Genomic DNA, 17,174 nt, shown 5'->3' with positions numbered 1-17,174 from the left:
CGTTGCCGGTGTTTTCGTATCCGCGGCCTGCAACTTTGGTGCGATGCGCGGAACGGCCCAGCCGCCCGCACGTTCGGAAGGCTGGGGACCATCTTAACTTTTGCTAATCGGGAGCCGATCACACATGGCCAATACGCGAGCACGCCTCGAAGTCCGTCAAGCCGAGGCCCGGGACGTATCCGCCATCGCCGCCCTCGTCCGCCGCGCCTACGAGGATCTGCCCGCCTATACGTTTGGCGAAATTCGCGGCCAGATGAACAACTATCCCGAAGGCTGCTTCGTCGCGAAGCTCGACGGCAAGCTGGTCGGCTATTGCGCCACGATGCGTGTCACCAAGGCGATGGCCATGCGGGCGCATACCTGGGACGAGATCACCGGTAACGGTTTCGGTTCACGGCATATTCCGAACGGCGACTGGCTCTACGGCTACGAAATGTGCGTCGACCCCAAGGTGCGCGGTACGCGCATCGGGCGCCGCCTTTACGAGGAACGCCGCGCGCTGGCCGAATGGCTCGAACTTTCGGGCATCGTCTTCGGCGGCCGCATGCCGAACTACACCCGCAACCGCCGCAAGGTGACCGACCCCCAAGATTACCTGAACAAGGTGGTCGAAGGTAAGATCCACGACCCTGTCCTGCGCTTCCAGCTGGCCAACGGGTTCGAGCCGATTGGCATCCTCGAAGGCTATCTGCCCGAGGACAAGAAATCGAAGGCGAACGCCGTCCACATGGTCTGGCGCAACCCCTACGTCGACAGCGAGCAGCCGAAGAAATTCCGCCTTCCGCGCGACGTGGAATCCGTGCGCATCGCGACTTGCCAGATGCAGGCCCGCGCGGTGAAGGATTACGAGGAATTCATGCGCGGGGTCGAATATTTCGTCGACGTCGCCGCCGATTACGAAGCGGACTTCATCCTCTTCCCCGAGTTATTCACTCTGCCCCTACTGTCCTTCGCGGACCAGGAACTCAGCAGCCAGGAGTCGATCGAGGCGCTTTCCGCCTATACGCCGCGTATCCGCACGGCGCTGTCCAAGATGGCGCTCGAATACAACATCAACATCATCGGCGGTTCGCACCCGACGCGGATGGAGGATGGCGACATTCACAACGTGGCCTATATCTGCCTGCGCGACGGTTCGATCCACGAGCAGGAGAAGATCCACGCCACGCCGAACGAGGCCTATTGGTGGAACATCAAGGGCGGTGACAGCATCGACGCGATCCAGACCGACTGCGGCCCGATCGGCGTGCTCATCTGCTATGACAGCGAATTCCCGGAACTCGCCCGACGCCTCGTCGACGAAGGCGCGCGCATTATCTTCGTGCCGTTCTGCACCGACAGCCGCCAGGGCTATATGCGCGTGCGGTACTGCGCGCAGGCCCGCGCGATCGAGAACCAGTGCTTCGTGGTGATGAGCGGCAATGTCGGCAACCTGCCGAACGTGGGCAACATGGACATCCAGTACGCCCAGTCCTGCATCCTCACGCCCTGCGACTTCCCCTTCGCCCGCGACGGCATCGCGGCAGAGGCGAGCGAAAACGTCGAGACCCTGACGATCAGCGACGTGAACCTTGCCGACCTGTCATGGGCGCGTGCGGAAGGCACCGTGCGCAACCTGGGCGATCGGCGCTTCGATCTCTACCGCATCGAATGGGACGGCCGCGTGGGCAAGCCTGGCGATGCGGCAGGCGTTGCCGAAGATGCTGGTGGCCGCCCGCTCGGCACCAGAACGATGGGCGGCGGCTGAACGGTTAGCCGGCGGCGAGCTCGCCGTCGGCGTACATCTGGCGCAGCTTCAGCTTGTTGACTTTGCCGGTCGCGCCCAGCGGGATCGCTTCGACGAAACGAAACTGATCGGGCATCCACCAACTGGCGATGCGCCCGTCAAGGAAGCTGCGCAGGTCCTCCTCGCTCGGCGCGGGGCCGGCTTCGGGCTGAACGATAAGCAGCGGCCTCTCGCCCCACTTCTCGTGGGGAATCGCGATAGCGGCCGCATTGGCGACCTGCGGGTGTGATAGAACCGCATTCTCCAGGTCGATCGAACTGATCCACTCTCCGCCCGACTTGATGACATCCTTGGATCGGTCGGTGAGGTGGATAGCGCCTTCTGCGTCGACAGAGGCAAGGTCGCCAGTGTCGAACCAGTTGTTCTTGTCGAGAATCTCGCCGCCCTCGCCGCCGAAATAGCTGCTGACTACGGCGACCCCGCGAATCTGCAGGTTTCCCGAATCCCCGCTACCCCTTTCTACCGGCGCGCCTTCGCCGTTCACGACGCGCAGTTCCGTGCCGAACAGGGGAATGCCCTGCGCCAGCTTGTGCGGAAGTATTTCGTCCAGCGGCGCATCGACCTTCTGGCGAGGGACATGCGAAACTGACCCGATGGGCGAACATTCGGTCATGCCCCACGCATGGCCCACTTCGACCCCGTATTCCTCTTCGAACGCCCGCAGAATACGCTCAGGCAACGCCGAGCCCCCGATGCACACTCGAATGAGCCACGGCAGGTCGAGGCCATTCCCCCGCATATATTCCATCAGCCCCAGCCAAAGCGTCGGCACCGCAGCCGTCAGGGTCACGCGCTCGTCGGTCAGCATCTCGTGGATCGACCGGCCATCAAGCCCCGGCCCCGGCATCACCATCTTCGCGCCGGCCATGGGCCCCGCGAACGCCAGCGCCCAGGCATTGGCATGGAACATCGGAACGACCGGCATCACCGTATCGTGGCTGCCCAGATCGAAGCAGTCCTTGTTCAGCGACATCATCGCGTGAATCACGTTGGACCGATGCGAATAGAGCACGCCCTTGGGATTGCCCGTCGTACCCGAGGTATAGCAAAGCCCGCAGGCGCTGTTCTCATCGAAACCGCCCCACGGCGTGCCGGTATTCGCCGCGGCAATCCACTCTTCGTAGCAGATCGCGCCAAGCTGATTTTCCGGCATTTCGGACGGATCGGCGATGATCACGTAATGCTCGACCGCGATGTGCTCTTGCACCGCCTCGACCAGCGGCAGGAACGTGGTGTCGAAGATCAGCACCCGATCGGCCGCATGGTTGATGATCCAGGCCAGCTGCTGCGGGTGTAGCCGCGGGTTCAGCGTATGCAGCACCGCCCCGATGCCCATCGCGCCATACCAGCTTTCCATGTGCCGTTCGCTGTTCCACGCCAGCGTCCCGATCCTGTCCCCGGCCTCAATGCCCAGCGCCTTCAGCGCACCTGAAACCTGCCGTGCCCTTGTGTGGACTTCGGCGTAATTCGATCGGTGTATCGCCCCGTCGGTCCGGCGCGTAACGATCTCGGTATCGCCGAAATAGCTCGCCGCGCGGTCGAGGATCTTGTCGACCGTGAGCGGCCAGTCCTGCATCAGGCCCAGCATCCTTGCTCCTCTCACCCATGTTCTTGTCTTTGCGTGGGAAGATGACCGCGTTCGGCGCTGTGTGCAAATGCTCTTGCCTTGCGAAGAGGTTTTTTGCCGTCAAAGCGAGCGCACCCTGCCCCGCCCTCTGGCCAATCGCCGCATTGCAACGTAGGACTTGCTGCAGATGGCAAGCGAACTGCATTTCTCACCCGTCCTGTCCGACGCACTGGTCATTCTGGGATCGGCGGGCATCGTCATCCCGGTCTTCGCCAGGTTCCGGATCACCCCGATCATCGGGTTCATCCTCGTCGGCATGCTGGTCGGCCCGTTCGGGCTTGGCAGGCTGGTCTTCGACTATCCCTGGCTGCAATACATAACGATCACCGATCCACAGGGGCTGGAGCCTTTTGCCGAGTTCGGCATCATCCTGCTGCTGTTCACGATCGGACTGGAACTGTCGTTCAACCGCCTCTGGCAATTGCGGCGCATGGTGTTCGGCCTCGGCGCACTGGAACTGACGATATCAGCCGCGCTGATCGCATTCGCATTGATGACGATGGGACAGTACTGGACCGGCGCAATGGGCCTCGGCCTCGCGCTCGCGCTGTCCTCGACCGCGCTGGTTCTGCCGATTTCCGGTACCAAGAGCCCGGTGGGCAAGGCCGCACTGTCGATGCTCCTCTTCGAGGATATCGCCATTGTCCCGATCATCTTCCTCTTGGGCGCAATGGCTCCTTATGCGGCCAGCGACGGGATGGAAGGTCTCTGGCATACGATCTGGACGGGCGGCCTTACCGTCATCGTCCTGATGATCGGCGGGCGTTTCATGCTTCCCCGCCTGTTCGCACAGGCCGCGCGGACCAAGAGCCCCGAGCTGTTCCTTGCGGCAAGTCTGTTGGTGGTAATCGTCTCGGCGCTGGCAACTGCCGCGGTCGGCCTCTCGCCCATCGTCGGCGCACTGATCGCGGGTCTGCTGATTGCAGAGACCGAGTACCACACCGAAGTCGAAGGCATCACCGCCCCGTTCAAGGGCCTTGCCCTCGGCATCTTCCTCATCACCGTCGGGATGGGCGTGGACCTCAGCGTGATCGCGGCAAATGCCTGGCCGATCGCCTTGGCCGTGTCCGGTGTCTTGCTGGTCAAAGCCTTGGTCACCGGCGGACTTCTACGGATGATGGGCGCGCGGCGGGGCACTGCGGTCGAAACCGGCATTACGATGTCCAGCCCTTCGGAAACGACACTGATCGTACTTTCGGCGGCTGCCACGGCGCAGCTGATACAGCCCCAGACCGCGCAGTTCTGGCAGATCGTCACTGCCATCGGCCTCACGATCACGCCGATCCTTGCACTTCTGGGGCGCAAGGTTGCACGTCATGTGGATGCTGCGCCGGCTCCTGCGCTGGACGATGATAGCGATCCGTCCGAAGGGCGCGCGATCATCATCGGATATGGCCGCGTTGGCCGACTGATCGCCGACATGATGCAAAAGCATGGTCAGCGTTTTCTCGCCATCGACGCCGATCCCGAAATGGTCGACATCGCACGCCTTCGCAAACATCCGCTGATGTTCGCCGATGCTCGCGGCCCGGCGCTCGACCGCATCGACCTGTCGAAGGCATCCGCGATCATTCTGACAATGGACGAACCGGTGTTGGCCGCCCGCCTGCTGCGCAAGCTGCGCAGTTCCTATCCGGACATGCCGATCATCGCCCGCGCGCGTGATACAGAGCACGCGGCAGAACTCTATCGCGCCGGCGCAACGGAAGCCGTGCCGGAAACGCTTGAGAGCTCCCTGCAGCTCTCGGAAGCGGTGCTCGTGAATATCGGCGTAGCCATGGGCCCCGTCATCGCCTCGATCCATGAAAAGCGCGACGAATACCGCGAACAGATCATGCGCGAAGGCGAACTCAGCCGCAAACCAAAGCTGAAGACCAGTCTGGCAGATCGTGCCAGCGGGAAGAAAGGCGACGCCGAAGCGGCCTGAGCCGCTTTGGCGAATGGCAGTTTAAACCGCCAGCGCTTCCTTCACTGCCGCAATCGCTTCATCGGCCTTGCCGCCATCGGGACCGCCGCCCTGCGCCATATCGGGACGGCCACCGCCGCCCTTGCCGCCCAGCGCCTCTACGCCTTTGCGGACAAGATCGACGGCACTGAATCGCTCGGTCAGGTCATCGGTGACGGCAACCGCGAATGCCGCGCGCCCATCATTCACGGCCGCAATGGCTGCGACGCCCGAACCGAGCCGCTTCTTCGCTTCGTCAAGCAGGCCGCGAAGTTCCTTGGGGTCCATGCCTTCCAGCACCTGACCAGCGAACGCCACACCGCCGACATCCTCGTCAGCAGGCGCGGATGCCGCACCTCCGCCCGTAGCCTCTGCCAATGCGAGAGCCTTCTTGGCCTCGGCCAGTTCACGCTCAAGACGCTTACGCTCGTCGATCAGGGCAGACACGCGCCCCGCGACCTCGTCTGGTGCCGCCTTCATCGCACCGGCAATCGCCTTCAGCGCATTCTCGCGGCCGACCAGCCACTTGCGGGCCGCCTCGCCAGTCAATGCCTCGACACGGCGCACACCAGAGGACACCGCGCTCTCGCCAACAATGCGGAACACGGCAATGTCGCCCAGCGCCTTGACGTGCGTGCCGCCGCATAGCTCGACCGAATAAGGCTTCGTATCCGAACCTGCGCGGCCCATTGAAAGCACGCGCACTTCTTCGCCATACTTTTCGCCGAAAAGCGCCATCGCTCCGGCCTCGATCGCATCATCGGGGCTCATCAGACGCGTCGTGACGGCCTCGTTGTGGCGAATTTCAGCGTTCACTTCCGCTTCGATCGCCTCGATGTCGTCGGTTGTCAGAGCGGTGGGATGCGAGAAGTCGAAACGCAGGCGATCGGCCGCGACAAGTGAGCCCTTCTGCGTGACATGCTCACCAAGCCGGTTGCGCAGCGCCGCGTGCAACAAGTGCGTTGCAGAGTGGTTGGCGCGGATCGCATCGCGGCGATCAGCATCGACGGTCAGATGGACAGTCTGGCCAACCTCGATCGTCCCGTTCTCGACCCTCGCATGATGGACATGCAGCCGACCGAGCGGCTTCGACGTATCGCTGACCTTCAGGATCAGATCATTGGAACCGGTGATTGTGCCCGCGTCGCCCGCCTGGCCGCCGCTCTCACCATAAAACGGGGTCTGGTTGGTCAGGACCAGAACGTCCTGCCCTGCCTCCGCCATCTGGGTTTCCGCACCGTCGACCAGCAGCGCGACAACGCGGCCCTCACCATCGGTGGAGGTGTAGCCGGTAAATTCGGTCGCGCCCTCACGCTCTGCAATGTCGAACCAGACTTCGCCCGAAGCCGCGTCGCCGCTACCCTTCCATGCAGCGCGCGCAGCAGCTTTTTGCTGCGCCATTGCTGCGTCGAACCCTTCGCGGTCGACGCCGATACCGCGCGAACGCAGCGCGTCTTCGGTCAAGTCGTAGGGGAAACCATAAGTGTCGTAGAGCTTGAATGCGGTTTCGCCGGGCAGTTCGTCGCCTTCGCCCATGTCGCCGGTGGCGTCGTCCAGCAGCCGCAAACCCTTGTCGAGCGTCTGGCGGAAACGGGTTTCCTCACGCTCAAGAACTTCGCTGATAAGCGCCTGTGCACGGGCGAGTTCGGGATAGGCCTGCCCCATCTCGGTTACCAGCGAGGGTACGAGGCGATGCATGAGCGGCTCACTCGCACCCAGAAGGTGTGCGTGGCGCATCGCGCGGCGCATTATGCGGCGCAGGACATAGCCGCGACCTTCGTTGGAAGGCAGTACGCCGTCGGCAAGCAGGAAGCTCGTCGAACGCAGATGGTCGGCGATAACGCGGTGGCTTGCCTGCGTCGCGCCCTCTGCCTTCACGCCCGTCAGGCTTTCCGATGCTGCGATCAGCGCCTTGAACGTGTCGATGTCGTAGTTGTCATGCACGCCCTGCATGACCGCAGCGATGCGTTCGAGGCCCATGCCGGTATCGATCGAGGGCTTCGGCAGCGGATCACGTGAACCGTCGGCCTTCTGCTCGAACTGCATGAAGACCAGGTTCCAGATTTCGATGAAGCGATCACCGTCCTCTTCCGGAGATCCGGGAGGTCCGCCCCAGATATCTTCGCCATGGTCGTAGAAGATTTCGCTGCACGGGCCGCACGGACCGGTATCACCCATCGACCAGAAATTGTCCGAGGTCGGAATACGGATGATGCGATCATCGGAGAGGCCCGCGATCTTCTTCCAGAGATCGAACGCCTCGTCATCGGTGTGATAGACCGTCGTGATCAGCTTGTCCGCCGGAATGCCCCATTCTTTGGTCAGCAAGGTCCAGGCGTGTTCGATCGCCTGTTCCTTGAAGTAGTCACCGAACGAGAAATTGCCGAGCATCTCGAAGAACGTGTGGTGGCGCGCGGTATAGCCGACGTTGTCGAGATCGTTGTGCTTGCCGCCTGCGCGCACGCACTTCTGCGATGACGTTGCCCGCGGCGGATCGCGCGTTTCAAGACCCGTGAACACGTTCTTGAACGGCACCATGCCCGCGTTCACGAACATCAGGGTCGGGTCGTTGTACGGCACCAGTGGCGCCGAATGGACTTTGGCGTGCCCAGCCTTGCCGAAATAGTCGAGGAAGGAGGCGCGGATATCGTTGGTCGAACTCATGAAAAGCCAGTTAGGCGACCCGCGCTTTTCCAGCAAGATCGAACGTGCGCACTATTCCCCGTCACGAAGATCGCCCCGCTCGATCAAGCGATAACTCGATCAGGCCAGAATATGAAAAGGGCGGACGCGGCCTGTGCCGTGTCCGCCCCTTCAAGGCACAAACCTATCGAAAGATCAGTCGTCTTCGCCAGGTCCGACCATCATCTCTTCAGCGACCTCATCAGTCTTGCCGCGGATCGCGTTTTCGAGACGTTCGCAAACTTCCGGATTTTCCTTGAGGAAGTTCTTAGCATTCTCGCGTCCCTGACCGATGCGGATCGAATCGTAGCTGAACCAGGCGCCCGACTTCTCCACGATGCCGGCCTTCACGCCCAGATCGAGGATTTCACCGATCTTGGAGATGCCTTCGCCGTACATGATGTCGAATTCGACCTGCTTGAACGGCGGTGCGACCTTGTTCTTCACGACCTTAACGCGGGTCGCGTTGCCGACGACTTCGTCGCGGTCCTTGATCTGGCCGGTACGACGGATGTCGAGGCGGACCGAGGCGTAGAACTTGAGAGCGTTGCCGCCCGTGGTCGTTTCCGGGTTACCGTACATCACGCCGATCTTCATGCGCAGCTGGTTGATGAAGATCACCATGCACTTCGAACGGTTGATCGAACCAGTCAGCTTGCGCAGCGACTGACTCATCAGACGGGCCTGCAGGCCGACGTGGCTGTCGCCCATCTCGCCCTCGATCTCGGCGCGGGGGACGAGAGCGGCGACCGAATCGACCACAAGCACGTCGATCGCGTTCGAGCGGACCAGCGTGTCGGTGATTTCCAGCGCCTGTTCACCGGTATCCGGCTGCGAGACAATCAGTTCGTCGATGTCGACGCCCAGCTTCTTGGCATAGACCGGGTCGAGCGCGTGCTCCGCGTCGACGAAAGCCGCCGTGCCGCCGTTCTTCTGCGCCTCTGCAATGACGTGCAGGGCGAGCGTCGTCTTGCCGGAGCTTTCGGGGCCGTAAACCTCGATCACGCGGCCCTTGGGCAGACCGCCCACGCCGAGCGCGATGTCGAGACCGAGCGAACCGGTGGAGATAGCCTCCACGTTCATCGCTTCCTTCGAGCCCAGCTTCATAGCCGAACCCTTGCCGAATGCCCGATCGATCTGGGCCAGGGCGGCGTCGAGCGCCTTTTGCCGATCCACGTTGTTTTCCTTGTCCACCAGCTTCAGATTTGCTGCCATCGTTCCGGCCTCCACATCATGATTGCCCCCGATCGGGTGATCGGCAATGACAGTCATGTATCCCATTTGTTCTCATGGAACAAGAGGGGAACGAACTTTCCGCGAACAAGCCGCGGAAGGCAAGGTCAGAGATAGGTCTATTCGCGCGTCGCGCCCAGCACCGAAACTACCTTTTCCCCGATCTGTGCGACAGAAAAAGGCTTTGGCAGGAAATACATGGAGGCGATGTCGATTTCGCGGCGCAGCTGTTCCTCGGCATAGCCCGACATGAACAGGACGGGCAGGTCCGGTTTCAGCTTGCGAATCTCCCTCGCCATGGCAGGGCCATCCATCGTTGGCATCACGACGTCCGAAATGACGAGGTCGAAATCCGCCCCCGCGCGCACGATCTCCAGCCCTTCCTCGCCATCCGACGCAACCGTGACCTTGTAGCCCTGTCGCACCAACGCGCGCTCTGCGACGGCGCGGACGGTGTCCTCATCTTCGACCAGCAGGATCCGTCCCGTGCCGCCAAAGGCAGCGCGCGGCTCAGGCTCCTTTTTCGGCTCGGCCACGACTTCGCCCGCCATCTGAACGTGGACCGGCAGGTAGACGCTGAAGCGCGCACCCTCGCCCGGTTCGCTGTCGCAGAAGATGAAGCCGTCTGACTGCTTGACGATGCCGTACACGGTCGACAGCCCGAGACCCGTTCCCTTGCCGGTTTCCTTGGTCGTGTAGAACGGCTCGAAAATCTTGCCGAGCTTGTCGGTCGAGATTCCCTCGCCCGTGTCCTCCACGATCAGCGCGGTGTAATTGCCCGGAGGCAGGATTTCATTCTTCAGCGCGCGGACTTCGCGCGGGGTGATCTTCTGGGTCGAGATCGTCAACGTGCCCGCCTCACCCTTGCTGAGCATGGCGTCACGCGCGTTGACCGCGAGATTGACGATCACCTGCTCAAGCTGGCTCGGATCGGCGCGGACAGCGCCCAAAGCCCGGTCGTGCTTGACCTCCAGCTTGATCTTCTCGCCGATGAGCCGCTTCAAGAGCGCCGAAACCTCTGAGATGACGTCGGGCAGCTGTAGCACCTGGGGCCGCAGCGTCTGCTGGCGTGAAAACGCCAGCAGCTGACGCGTCAGCGAGGCCGCACGGTTAGAGTTCGCCTTGATCTGCTGAATATCGTCGTAATCGCTGTCACCCGGCGCGTGGCGCAGCAGCATGAGATCGCAATAACCGATGATCGCGGTGAGCACATTGTTGAAGTCATGCGCGACGCCGCCGGCCAACTGACCCACGGCCTGCATCTTCGTTGCCTGCGCGACCTGGCGCTTGAGGCGCGTTTCCTCGGTCGTGTCCTTGAGGCTGAGCAGAACCGCCGCATCGCCAAGCCCGCGCACACCAGCAAGGCTGAGCGTTACCGGCTCTTCGGGGCTCGCATGCAGGCGGATCGGCATGGCCCCCGAACTGGGCGTTCCGGCCGCATGGCGACGGATCGAATCTGCAAGCGCGCCCTTGTCTTCACGCACGACGAGATCGGACGGGAACGGCGGAATTTCGCCCAGCACTTCGAGACCAGCGGCACGGCGGAAAGCCTTGTTCGCGAAGAGGAAACGCCCGTCGCGATCTGTCATCGCAAGCCCAAGGGGAAGCAGGGCCAGCAAGCTCTCGATCTCGGGCAAGGCGGCCGCGTTGCCCGCGTGAAGGCCACCTTCGAGGATGAGGAACAGCACCGGCGGCTGCCCTTCCCCGCCCGCGATCACGTCGGGGTCACTGATCGGCATGTGAACGAGGCGCAAGTCCTCACCGCTCGTACCTTCGCGCGCGTAATAGATGCGGTCGTATTCGTCGGCGGTCAGGTATTCGACGAACTCCCGCCCGACGAGGTTGGCCGGGATTTCGCTTGCCGCGCGCCGTGCAAACTCTCCGTTCGAACCGAGGATTTCGCCCTTCGCGCTGACGGCAACGGCCTGAATGCCCGCAATACCAAGCGCGCGGCCAAGCTTGTCATCCAGCTGGCGCACAACACGCGCGCCAAGGTCGACCATTTCAACCGGCGCCAGTTCCCATACGAGGTGGTTCTGCCCGCGCCCAGCCCGGCGCAATACCGCGTGCCAGCGCCCGCTGGTGCCGACAAGCGGACCGACAGTGGCCTCGCCCGAACGCCATGCCTCACGCTCGGCCTCACGAAGGGTTTCCTGCGAATCCTCGTCCAACGCGAGTTCGGGCGGTGTATTGTAGAACCCGAACCATTCGCCGTAGCGACCGTTTGCGCAGACGACGCGTCCAGAACGCTCTGTAATGACAGTAGCCACATCTGGCCGCTCGATCGCGGCGACCGTGACCGACCAGTCCGGCGGGGCGAGCGTCGCTTCCACTTCCTGCGGCATCCGGCGGGTCAGATTGTGAAGCGCGACCGCGAAAACTAGTAGTGCGCCGGCATAGGCAACGGTCAATTGCCAGAGACCGGCTACGATCTGGATCGCGACAACCGAAGCAAGCACCGCGAGGCCGATCAGCGCCCAATCGGGTAGCGCCTTGCTTCGCGAGTCCTTCAGCCTTGCGAAATCCACTTAGTCAGCCTCCGCCTTGCGCGCCTTTTCCATCCGCTCACGCCGCAAGCGTATCACGCGCAGCCGCTTACGCGCGACCCACCAGCGCCAGAACCATGAGGACAAGAGATACCCGAGCGACGCGCAAACGGAAGCCAGCGTGACAAGACCGAAGGCCGTGACAAGGGTTTCGCCCGTCAGCCATTCAAGAAAACGGTCAAACTCGGTCTGCTGCATGGCTGTGCTGACCGGGGCGATGAATGTGTTCTGATCAACCTTTAGCAGCCAGCCGCCGAGCCAGTTCGCAAACCACCAGACGAAGGGGATCGTCGCAGGATTGGTGATGAAGGTCGTGACAGCCGCTACGGGAACATTGGCACGAAAGGGCAATGCCAGCAGCGCAGCGACGAAAATCTGGCCAAGCGGAATGATGATGCCAGCCGCGATCCCCAGCGCGACGCCGCGCGGCACGGACCGGCGTGTAAAGCGCCAGAGTTCGGAGCGAAGTACACGGTGCGCGAAAGGGCGGATGAAGCGATTACGCTCCATCTGCTCACGCGTCGGCATCTTGGACTTCGTCCAGCCCGCCAACCGCCGTGCCATCCGCTCAGCCATAAACTCTTTCCAAAAACCAGCCGACGCCCGTGCCCGGGCCCTCGGCACCCCCATTAGACCGAACTAGATACACAAGCCGTGAACGAGGTCATCTTTTCGGCGCATTGTTTCACGAATTGTCACGTTTCCTGCCGAAAAATTACCCGTGCTCGCGCATGACGCGCGCCTTGTCCCGCTTCCAATCACGCTCCTTGATCGTCGCGCGCTTGTCGTGAGCCTGCTTGCCCTTGGCCAGCGCGAGTTCGACTTTCGCGCGTCCCTTGGAATTGAAATAAACCGACAGGGGAACCAGCGTCATGCCCTTGCGCTCAACCGCGCCAAGAAGACGCTCGATCTCGCGCGAATGCAGCAACAACTTGCGCGGGCGCTTCGGCTCATGGTTGTAGCGGTTCCCGTGTGTGAATTCGGGGACGTTGGCATTGACCAGCCAGGCCTCGCCGTCGCGGATTTCGGCGTAAGCCTCGGTAATCGAACCCTCGCCAAAGCGCAGCGACTTCACCTCGGTGCCCGTCAAAGCAATGCCGGCCTCGAACGTGTCCTCGATAAAATAGTCGAACCGCGCGCGCCGGTTCTCGGCGACGGTCTTCACCTTGTCGAAAGTAGAGGGCTTCGGTCGTGCCATGGGACGCGCATGTAGGGATGACGCGCCGAAAACGGAAGGGGCAGCGCGCGCCGTATCCCCTTCCTGCGTATTTCCCTACTGCGCGACCTGCACAGTCAGACGAGGCCTGCGTGCTCCAGCGCCTCGTCCACGGCCTTGCGCGCCTTTTCCGATGCCTTGACCAGCGGCAGGCGCAGGTCGTCGGTCATCCATTCGTGCACGCGCGACAGGGCGTACTTGCACGGCGCAGGGCTCGCATCCTCGAACATGGCGTAGTGCAGCGGATAGAGCTTGTCGTTGATCTCGCGCGCCTTGGCGAAATCGTTGTCGACGCAGGCCTGCTGGAATTCCGCGCAAAGCTTGGGCGCGACATTCGCGGTGACCGAGATGCACCCCGAAGCGCCGGCCGCATTAGCGGGCAGCGACAGTTCGTCGTCGCCCGAAAGCTGGCAGAAGTCTGCACCGATACCCATCCGGTGATCGACGACACGCGACAAGTCGCCACTGGCATCCTTGATACCGACGATGGCACCGGGGAAACGCTTGGCCAGTTCGCATACCGTTTCGGGCTCGATGTCGGTCACCGTGCGGCCCGGCACGTTGTAAAGGATGATGGGAAGGTCGCAGTTCTCGGCAAGGTGCGAAAAGTGGGCGATCAAGCCGTCCTGGCTGGGCCGATTGTAATAGGGCGCGACGACCAGTGCCGCCGATGCGCCGTAACGCTTCGAAAAGGTCATGTGCATCAGCGCATTTGCGGTATCGTTGGACCCGCAGCCAGCGATGACAGGGACGCGACCTGCCGTATGTTCGACACAAATTTCGATTACACGGTGGTGTTCGGCATTGGTGAGCGTGGACGCTTCGCCCGTGGTGCCGCACGGAACCAGCGCCTTGGAGCCGTTCTCGATCTGCCAGTCGATGAGTCGGCGAAAGGCTTCCTCGTCGACGCTGCCGTCGCGAAACGGGGTGACAAGGGCAGGAATTGACCCAGAAAACATCGATAAGGCTCCGGATTGATACAATTTTGCAGTGGGAAACCCGCGATTGATTAAGAAGGAACAATACTCGCAGGTTAACCGTTCACCGCCTGATAAGGAGGGACCACCTATTATGTCCAGCATGGGCAAACGTCGATCACTGATCCGTTCCGCGCCCCTTTTCAGGGCCGGTGTTGTCGCAACCTCTGTTTTTGGCCTCGCTTCTGGCGGACTTTGGGCCATGCCCGCCGCCGCGCAGCAGGCTTCGAAAACCGAAAGTTTCGGCAATATCCAGTGGAACCCTTCCGACTGGGACAAGGCGCGGATGCGCAGCCTTGCATCCCGTCCGGGCCCGATGACTTACGCGGTCACGCGCTGGAACCAGCTTATTTCGCAGAACAACGGCTCGTTCGAGGAATTCGCCGGCTTCATCAACCAGTATCCCGGCTTCCCGCGGCAGGACTACCTGCAGGGCAAGGCCGAAAAGGCACTGGCCGATTCGTATGTCGAACCAGGACGCATCGTCGCCTTTTTCGACCGCAACCCGCCGCTGTCGAACACGGCACGGGCGCAGTATGCGCTTGCCCTGAAGGCCGTCGGTCGCCCCGAAGCCGCAAAAATCGCGCACGAGGCATGGCGCGGCGGCACGATGTCGCCGGTGGCAGAGGCCACGATCTATTCGATGTTCGGCGCGACCTTCTCCGAAGAAGATCACGTCGCGCGCATGGACGAACTGCTTTGGCAGGCCGATCTTACCGCCGCACAGCGCCAGATCAGCTACATTCGCGGCGCAGCGCGCCCGCTTCTGATGGCCCGCCTTGCCGCGGCACAAGGGCAGAACCCGGCCTCGATCGGCCTTACCGTGCCCACTGAGGCGACGGGCGATCCGGGCTATCTCTACAACCGCGCCCGACAGCTTCGCACTAGCGGTCAGGGCATGGCCGCGCGCGGATTGCTGATGAATGCGCCGGCACTTTCGCACCGCCCGACCGATGCCGAGGCGTTCGTCACCGAAATGCGTCAGCAGGCAACCGATGCCGTCGCCATGGGCGACATCGGCACGGCGGTTCGCATCGGACGCCTCGCAACGCAGGCCTTCACGCCCGATACCGACGTTTCCAAGCTGTCGAGCGGCATCCGCGACGAATACGAGAAGCTTTTCTATAACGTGGGCGAAGCAGCCCTGTCGCGCGGGGATGCACGCAGCGCGGCGGAAATGTTCGAGATCTACGGCAAGAGCCAGCGCACGGCCCCTGCCCGCACCAAGGGTTTCTATTTCGCAGGCCTCGCCGCCGACCGCGCCAATTTACGCGATGTCGCCCGCCGCAATTACGAGGCTGCGGCTGCTTATCCCGACCAGTTCTACGGCCAGCTTGCGCATGAAAAGCTGGGCCGCGCGCTCGAAGTGCCGGCAGGCGTTCTGCCGATGCCCTCGATCGCGGCGCGGACCGAGTTCAACGCAAAGCCCATCGTTCAGGCCGCCCGCGAGGTTGGCCGCATGGGGGACTGGCGTACGGCGGTCTATTTCTTCCGCGAACTGGGCTACCAAGCCGAAACGCCCGAGGACTGGGCCCTGATAGCCGAACTTGCCCGCGAAACGGGCCGCCGCGACCTTGGCGTGATCACCGGGCGCGAAGCTTCGACTTCGCAGGTCCATGCCTTTGCGCCCTATGCATTCCCGCGCATCGACGTTCCGGCCGGAACCGACAACACCTGGTCGATGATTCACGCGATCAGCCGCCAGGAAAGCCAGTTCGCCACCGACGCGGTAAGCCATGCTGGTGCGCGCGGACTCATGCAGCTCATGCCCGGTACCGCGCAGGAACAGGCGGGCAAGATGTACATGAGCTACAACCGCAGCTCGCTGATCGACGATCCGCAGTACAATATGCGGCTGGGCGCAGGGTACTTCTCGCGCATGATGGACGTGTTCGGCGGCAGCTATCCGCTGGCCGTCGCTGCCTACAACGCAGGCCCCGGCAATGTCGGCAAGTGGCTGCGCGCCAATGGCGATCCGCGCAAGGGCGAGATCGGTTGGGTCGAATGGATCGAGGATATTCCGTTCACCGAAACCCGCCGCTATGTCGCGCGCGTTCTGGAAAACGCGGCCTATTACGACGCGCTGTACCCCGATGCCGGCAACCGCAGCGGCGACTATCCGCTCAGCTATTATCTCGGGAAACGTCCGGGGCAGTAATGGCCCCGGCCCCGTCCTCTCGCTAAGAGAGGGGCATGAGCGAGCCGGTAAAGGTAAAGGGTAATCCCATCACGCCCGCAGGGTTTGCCGCCCTGCGGGCGCGTTACGATGTGCTGCTGGGCGAAGAACGCCCGAAAATAGTGGACATCGTCAGCTGGGCCGCTGGCAATGGCGATCGCAGCGAGAACGGCGACTATATCTATGGTCGCAAACGCCTGCGCGAGATCGATCGCGAACTGGGACACCTCTCCCGCCGGATGAAGGCAGCGCGCGTCGTCGATCCGGCAGAACAGCCCAGCAAGGACAAGGTCTTCTTCGGGGCCCGCGTCACGATCGCGGACGAGGAGGACGAGCACCGCACTGTCACCATCGTCGGCGACGACGAAGCGGACGCTGGTGCGGGTCTCATCGGCTGGGGCTCCCCCCTCGCCCGTGCGCTGCGCGGGGCCAGTGTCGGCGACTTGCGCACGGTGCGGCTTCCTGCGGGCGACAAGGAGTGGGAAGTGATCGAGATCACCTATGGCTAAATGGTCGCTTGTCCCGCTTGCACTGCTCGCCACACTCGCCGTGCCGTTACAGGCCGCGCCAGAGGCTGTTTCGGTGCATTCGGGCTGGGGTGCATTTCGTGACGGGGTACGCTGCTATGCCATTGCGCAGGCAGAACCTTCGCCGTTCTCACGCGAAAGACAGCCCTTCGCCAGTGTCATCGTCTCTCCCGGAGAGCCGCGCCTGACATTGCGCCTGTCGCGAACGTTGGCCCGCGATGCCGTCGTCACTCTTGATGTCGGGAACAAACGCTTCCGGCTCGCCGGTGGTGGAGACAGCGCCTGGACACGCGATGCGGCAGGCCATGCCGCGGTGCTCGCCGCAATACGCAGCCGCGACACAATGACCGTTGGTGCTCGAGATGCCAAAGGTCGCTTCTTTCGCGATGCCTACAAGCTGGCTGGCGCGCCAACCGCGATGGACGCAGCCATCATCGCCTGTCGTCCATAGAAAAACGC

At 62.6% G+C, this 17,174-nt stretch carries 12 protein-coding genes; 5 read left to right on the top strand and 7 right to left on the bottom strand.

Features of this window, described 5'->3' with window-relative positions; all coding sequences use genetic code 11:
- Positions 1-124: 124 nt before the first annotated feature.
- Positions 125-1,747: a bifunctional GNAT family N-acetyltransferase/carbon-nitrogen hydrolase family protein gene (locus KIH45_RS01425; RefSeq protein ID WP_213174215.1), complete on the top strand. Its 1,623-nt coding sequence runs from the start codon at positions 125-127 to the stop codon at positions 1,745-1,747.
- A gap of 4 nt (positions 1,748-1,751) precedes the next feature.
- Here the strand turns inward: KIH45_RS01425 and KIH45_RS01420 are convergent, their stop codons facing one another.
- The gene (locus tag KIH45_RS01420; protein WP_213174214.1) at positions 1,752-3,374 is read right to left on the bottom strand and encodes a long-chain-fatty-acid--CoA ligase; all 1,623 of its coding nucleotides are present in this window, start codon (positions 3,372-3,374) and stop codon (positions 1,752-1,754) included.
- A 166-nt stretch (positions 3,375-3,540) separates the two neighbouring features.
- Here KIH45_RS01420 and KIH45_RS01415 point away from each other — a divergent pair, with 166 nt between their 5' ends.
- A complete protein-coding gene (locus tag KIH45_RS01415) occupies positions 3,541-5,340 on the top strand; it encodes a cation:proton antiporter domain-containing protein (RefSeq protein ID WP_213174213.1) in 1,800 nt (599 codons plus the stop codon).
- A gap of 21 nt (positions 5,341-5,361) precedes the next feature.
- Here the strand turns inward: KIH45_RS01415 and alaS are convergent, their stop codons facing one another.
- The 6 genes from alaS to dapA all read right to left on the bottom strand — a co-directional run bounded on the left by alaS (position 5,362) and on the right by dapA (position 13,994).
- Entirely contained in the window at positions 5,362-8,022 is a 2,661-nt protein-coding gene (gene alaS, locus KIH45_RS01410; RefSeq protein ID WP_213174212.1) for an alanine--tRNA ligase, read from the bottom strand.
- Positions 8,023-8,196: 174 nt separating this feature from the next.
- Positions 8,197-9,255 carry a recombinase RecA gene (gene recA, locus KIH45_RS01405; protein WP_213174650.1) on the bottom strand — a complete coding sequence of 353 codons (1,059 nt, stop codon included), beginning with the start codon at positions 9,253-9,255 and terminating at the stop codon, positions 8,197-8,199.
- A 137-nt stretch (positions 9,256-9,392) separates the two neighbouring features.
- A complete protein-coding gene (locus tag KIH45_RS01400) occupies positions 9,393-11,801 on the bottom strand; it encodes a hybrid sensor histidine kinase/response regulator (RefSeq protein WP_337925377.1) in 2,409 nt (802 codons plus the stop codon).
- On the bottom strand, positions 11,802-12,395 hold the full coding sequence (locus KIH45_RS01395; protein ID WP_225899576.1) for a DUF2062 domain-containing protein: 594 nt from the start codon (positions 12,393-12,395) through the stop codon (positions 11,802-11,804).
- A gap of 139 nt (positions 12,396-12,534) precedes the next feature.
- On the bottom strand, positions 12,535-13,017 hold the full coding sequence (gene smpB / locus KIH45_RS01390) for an SsrA-binding protein SmpB (RefSeq protein ID WP_213174211.1): 483 nt from the start codon (positions 13,015-13,017) through the stop codon (positions 12,535-12,537).
- 95 nt (positions 13,018-13,112) lie between these two features.
- Positions 13,113-13,994, bottom strand: coding sequence for a 4-hydroxy-tetrahydrodipicolinate synthase (gene dapA / locus KIH45_RS01385; protein WP_213174210.1), 882 nt, complete (start codon positions 13,992-13,994; stop codon positions 13,113-13,115).
- Positions 13,995-14,214: 220 nt separating this feature from the next.
- Between dapA and KIH45_RS01380 the strand changes: the two genes are divergently transcribed.
- From KIH45_RS01380 to KIH45_RS01370, 3 genes are read left to right on the top strand one after another with little or no spacing between them, the layout of a single operon-like run.
- Positions 14,215-16,170: a lytic transglycosylase domain-containing protein gene (locus tag KIH45_RS01380; RefSeq protein WP_225899575.1), complete on the top strand. Its 1,956-nt coding sequence runs from the start codon at positions 14,215-14,217 to the stop codon at positions 16,168-16,170.
- 35 nt (positions 16,171-16,205) lie between these two features.
- Entirely contained in the window at positions 16,206-16,697 is a 492-nt protein-coding gene (greB, locus tag KIH45_RS01375) for a transcription elongation factor GreB (RefSeq protein WP_213174209.1), read from the top strand.
- Positions 16,690-17,166, top strand: a complete 477-nt coding sequence (locus KIH45_RS01370) for a hypothetical protein (protein ID WP_213174208.1) — start codon at positions 16,690-16,692, stop codon at positions 17,164-17,166. Before greB ends, KIH45_RS01370 begins: the two co-directional genes overlap by 8 nt.
- Positions 17,167-17,174: the final 8 nt, after the last annotated feature.

The organism is Croceicoccus gelatinilyticus, assembly GCF_018398395.1.
GTDB lineage: Bacteria > Pseudomonadota > Alphaproteobacteria > Sphingomonadales > Sphingomonadaceae > Croceicoccus > Croceicoccus gelatinilyticus.
This window is presented reverse-complemented; position numbering and strand designations above follow the sequence as displayed.

Coding starts and splice junctions, on each gene's coding strand:
- alaS (WP_213174212.1), bottom strand. CDS start 8,022: ATGAGTTCGACCAACGATATCCGCGCCTCCTTCCTCGACTATTTCGGC.
- recA (WP_213174650.1), bottom strand. CDS start 9,255: ATGGCAGCAAATCTGAAGCTGGTGGACAAGGAAAACAACGTGGATCGG.
- smpB (WP_213174211.1), bottom strand. CDS start 13,017: ATGGCACGACCGAAGCCCTCTACTTTCGACAAGGTGAAGACCGTCGCC.
- dapA (WP_213174210.1), bottom strand. CDS start 13,994: ATGTTTTCTGGGTCAATTCCTGCCCTTGTCACCCCGTTTCGCGACGGC.
- KIH45_RS01420 (WP_213174214.1), bottom strand. CDS start 3,374: ATGCTGGGCCTGATGCAGGACTGGCCGCTCACGGTCGACAAGATCCTC.
- KIH45_RS01370 (WP_213174208.1), top strand. CDS start 16,690: ATGGCTAAATGGTCGCTTGTCCCGCTTGCACTGCTCGCCACACTCGCC.
- KIH45_RS01395 (WP_225899576.1), bottom strand. CDS start 12,395: ATGGCTGAGCGGATGGCACGGCGGTTGGCGGGCTGGACGAAGTCCAAG.
- greB (WP_213174209.1), top strand. CDS start 16,206: ATGAGCGAGCCGGTAAAGGTAAAGGGTAATCCCATCACGCCCGCAGGG.
- KIH45_RS01380 (WP_225899575.1), top strand. CDS start 14,215: ATGCCCGCCGCCGCGCAGCAGGCTTCGAAAACCGAAAGTTTCGGCAAT.
- KIH45_RS01415 (WP_213174213.1), top strand. CDS start 3,541: ATGGCAAGCGAACTGCATTTCTCACCCGTCCTGTCCGACGCACTGGTC.
- KIH45_RS01425 (WP_213174215.1), top strand. CDS start 125: ATGGCCAATACGCGAGCACGCCTCGAAGTCCGTCAAGCCGAGGCCCGG.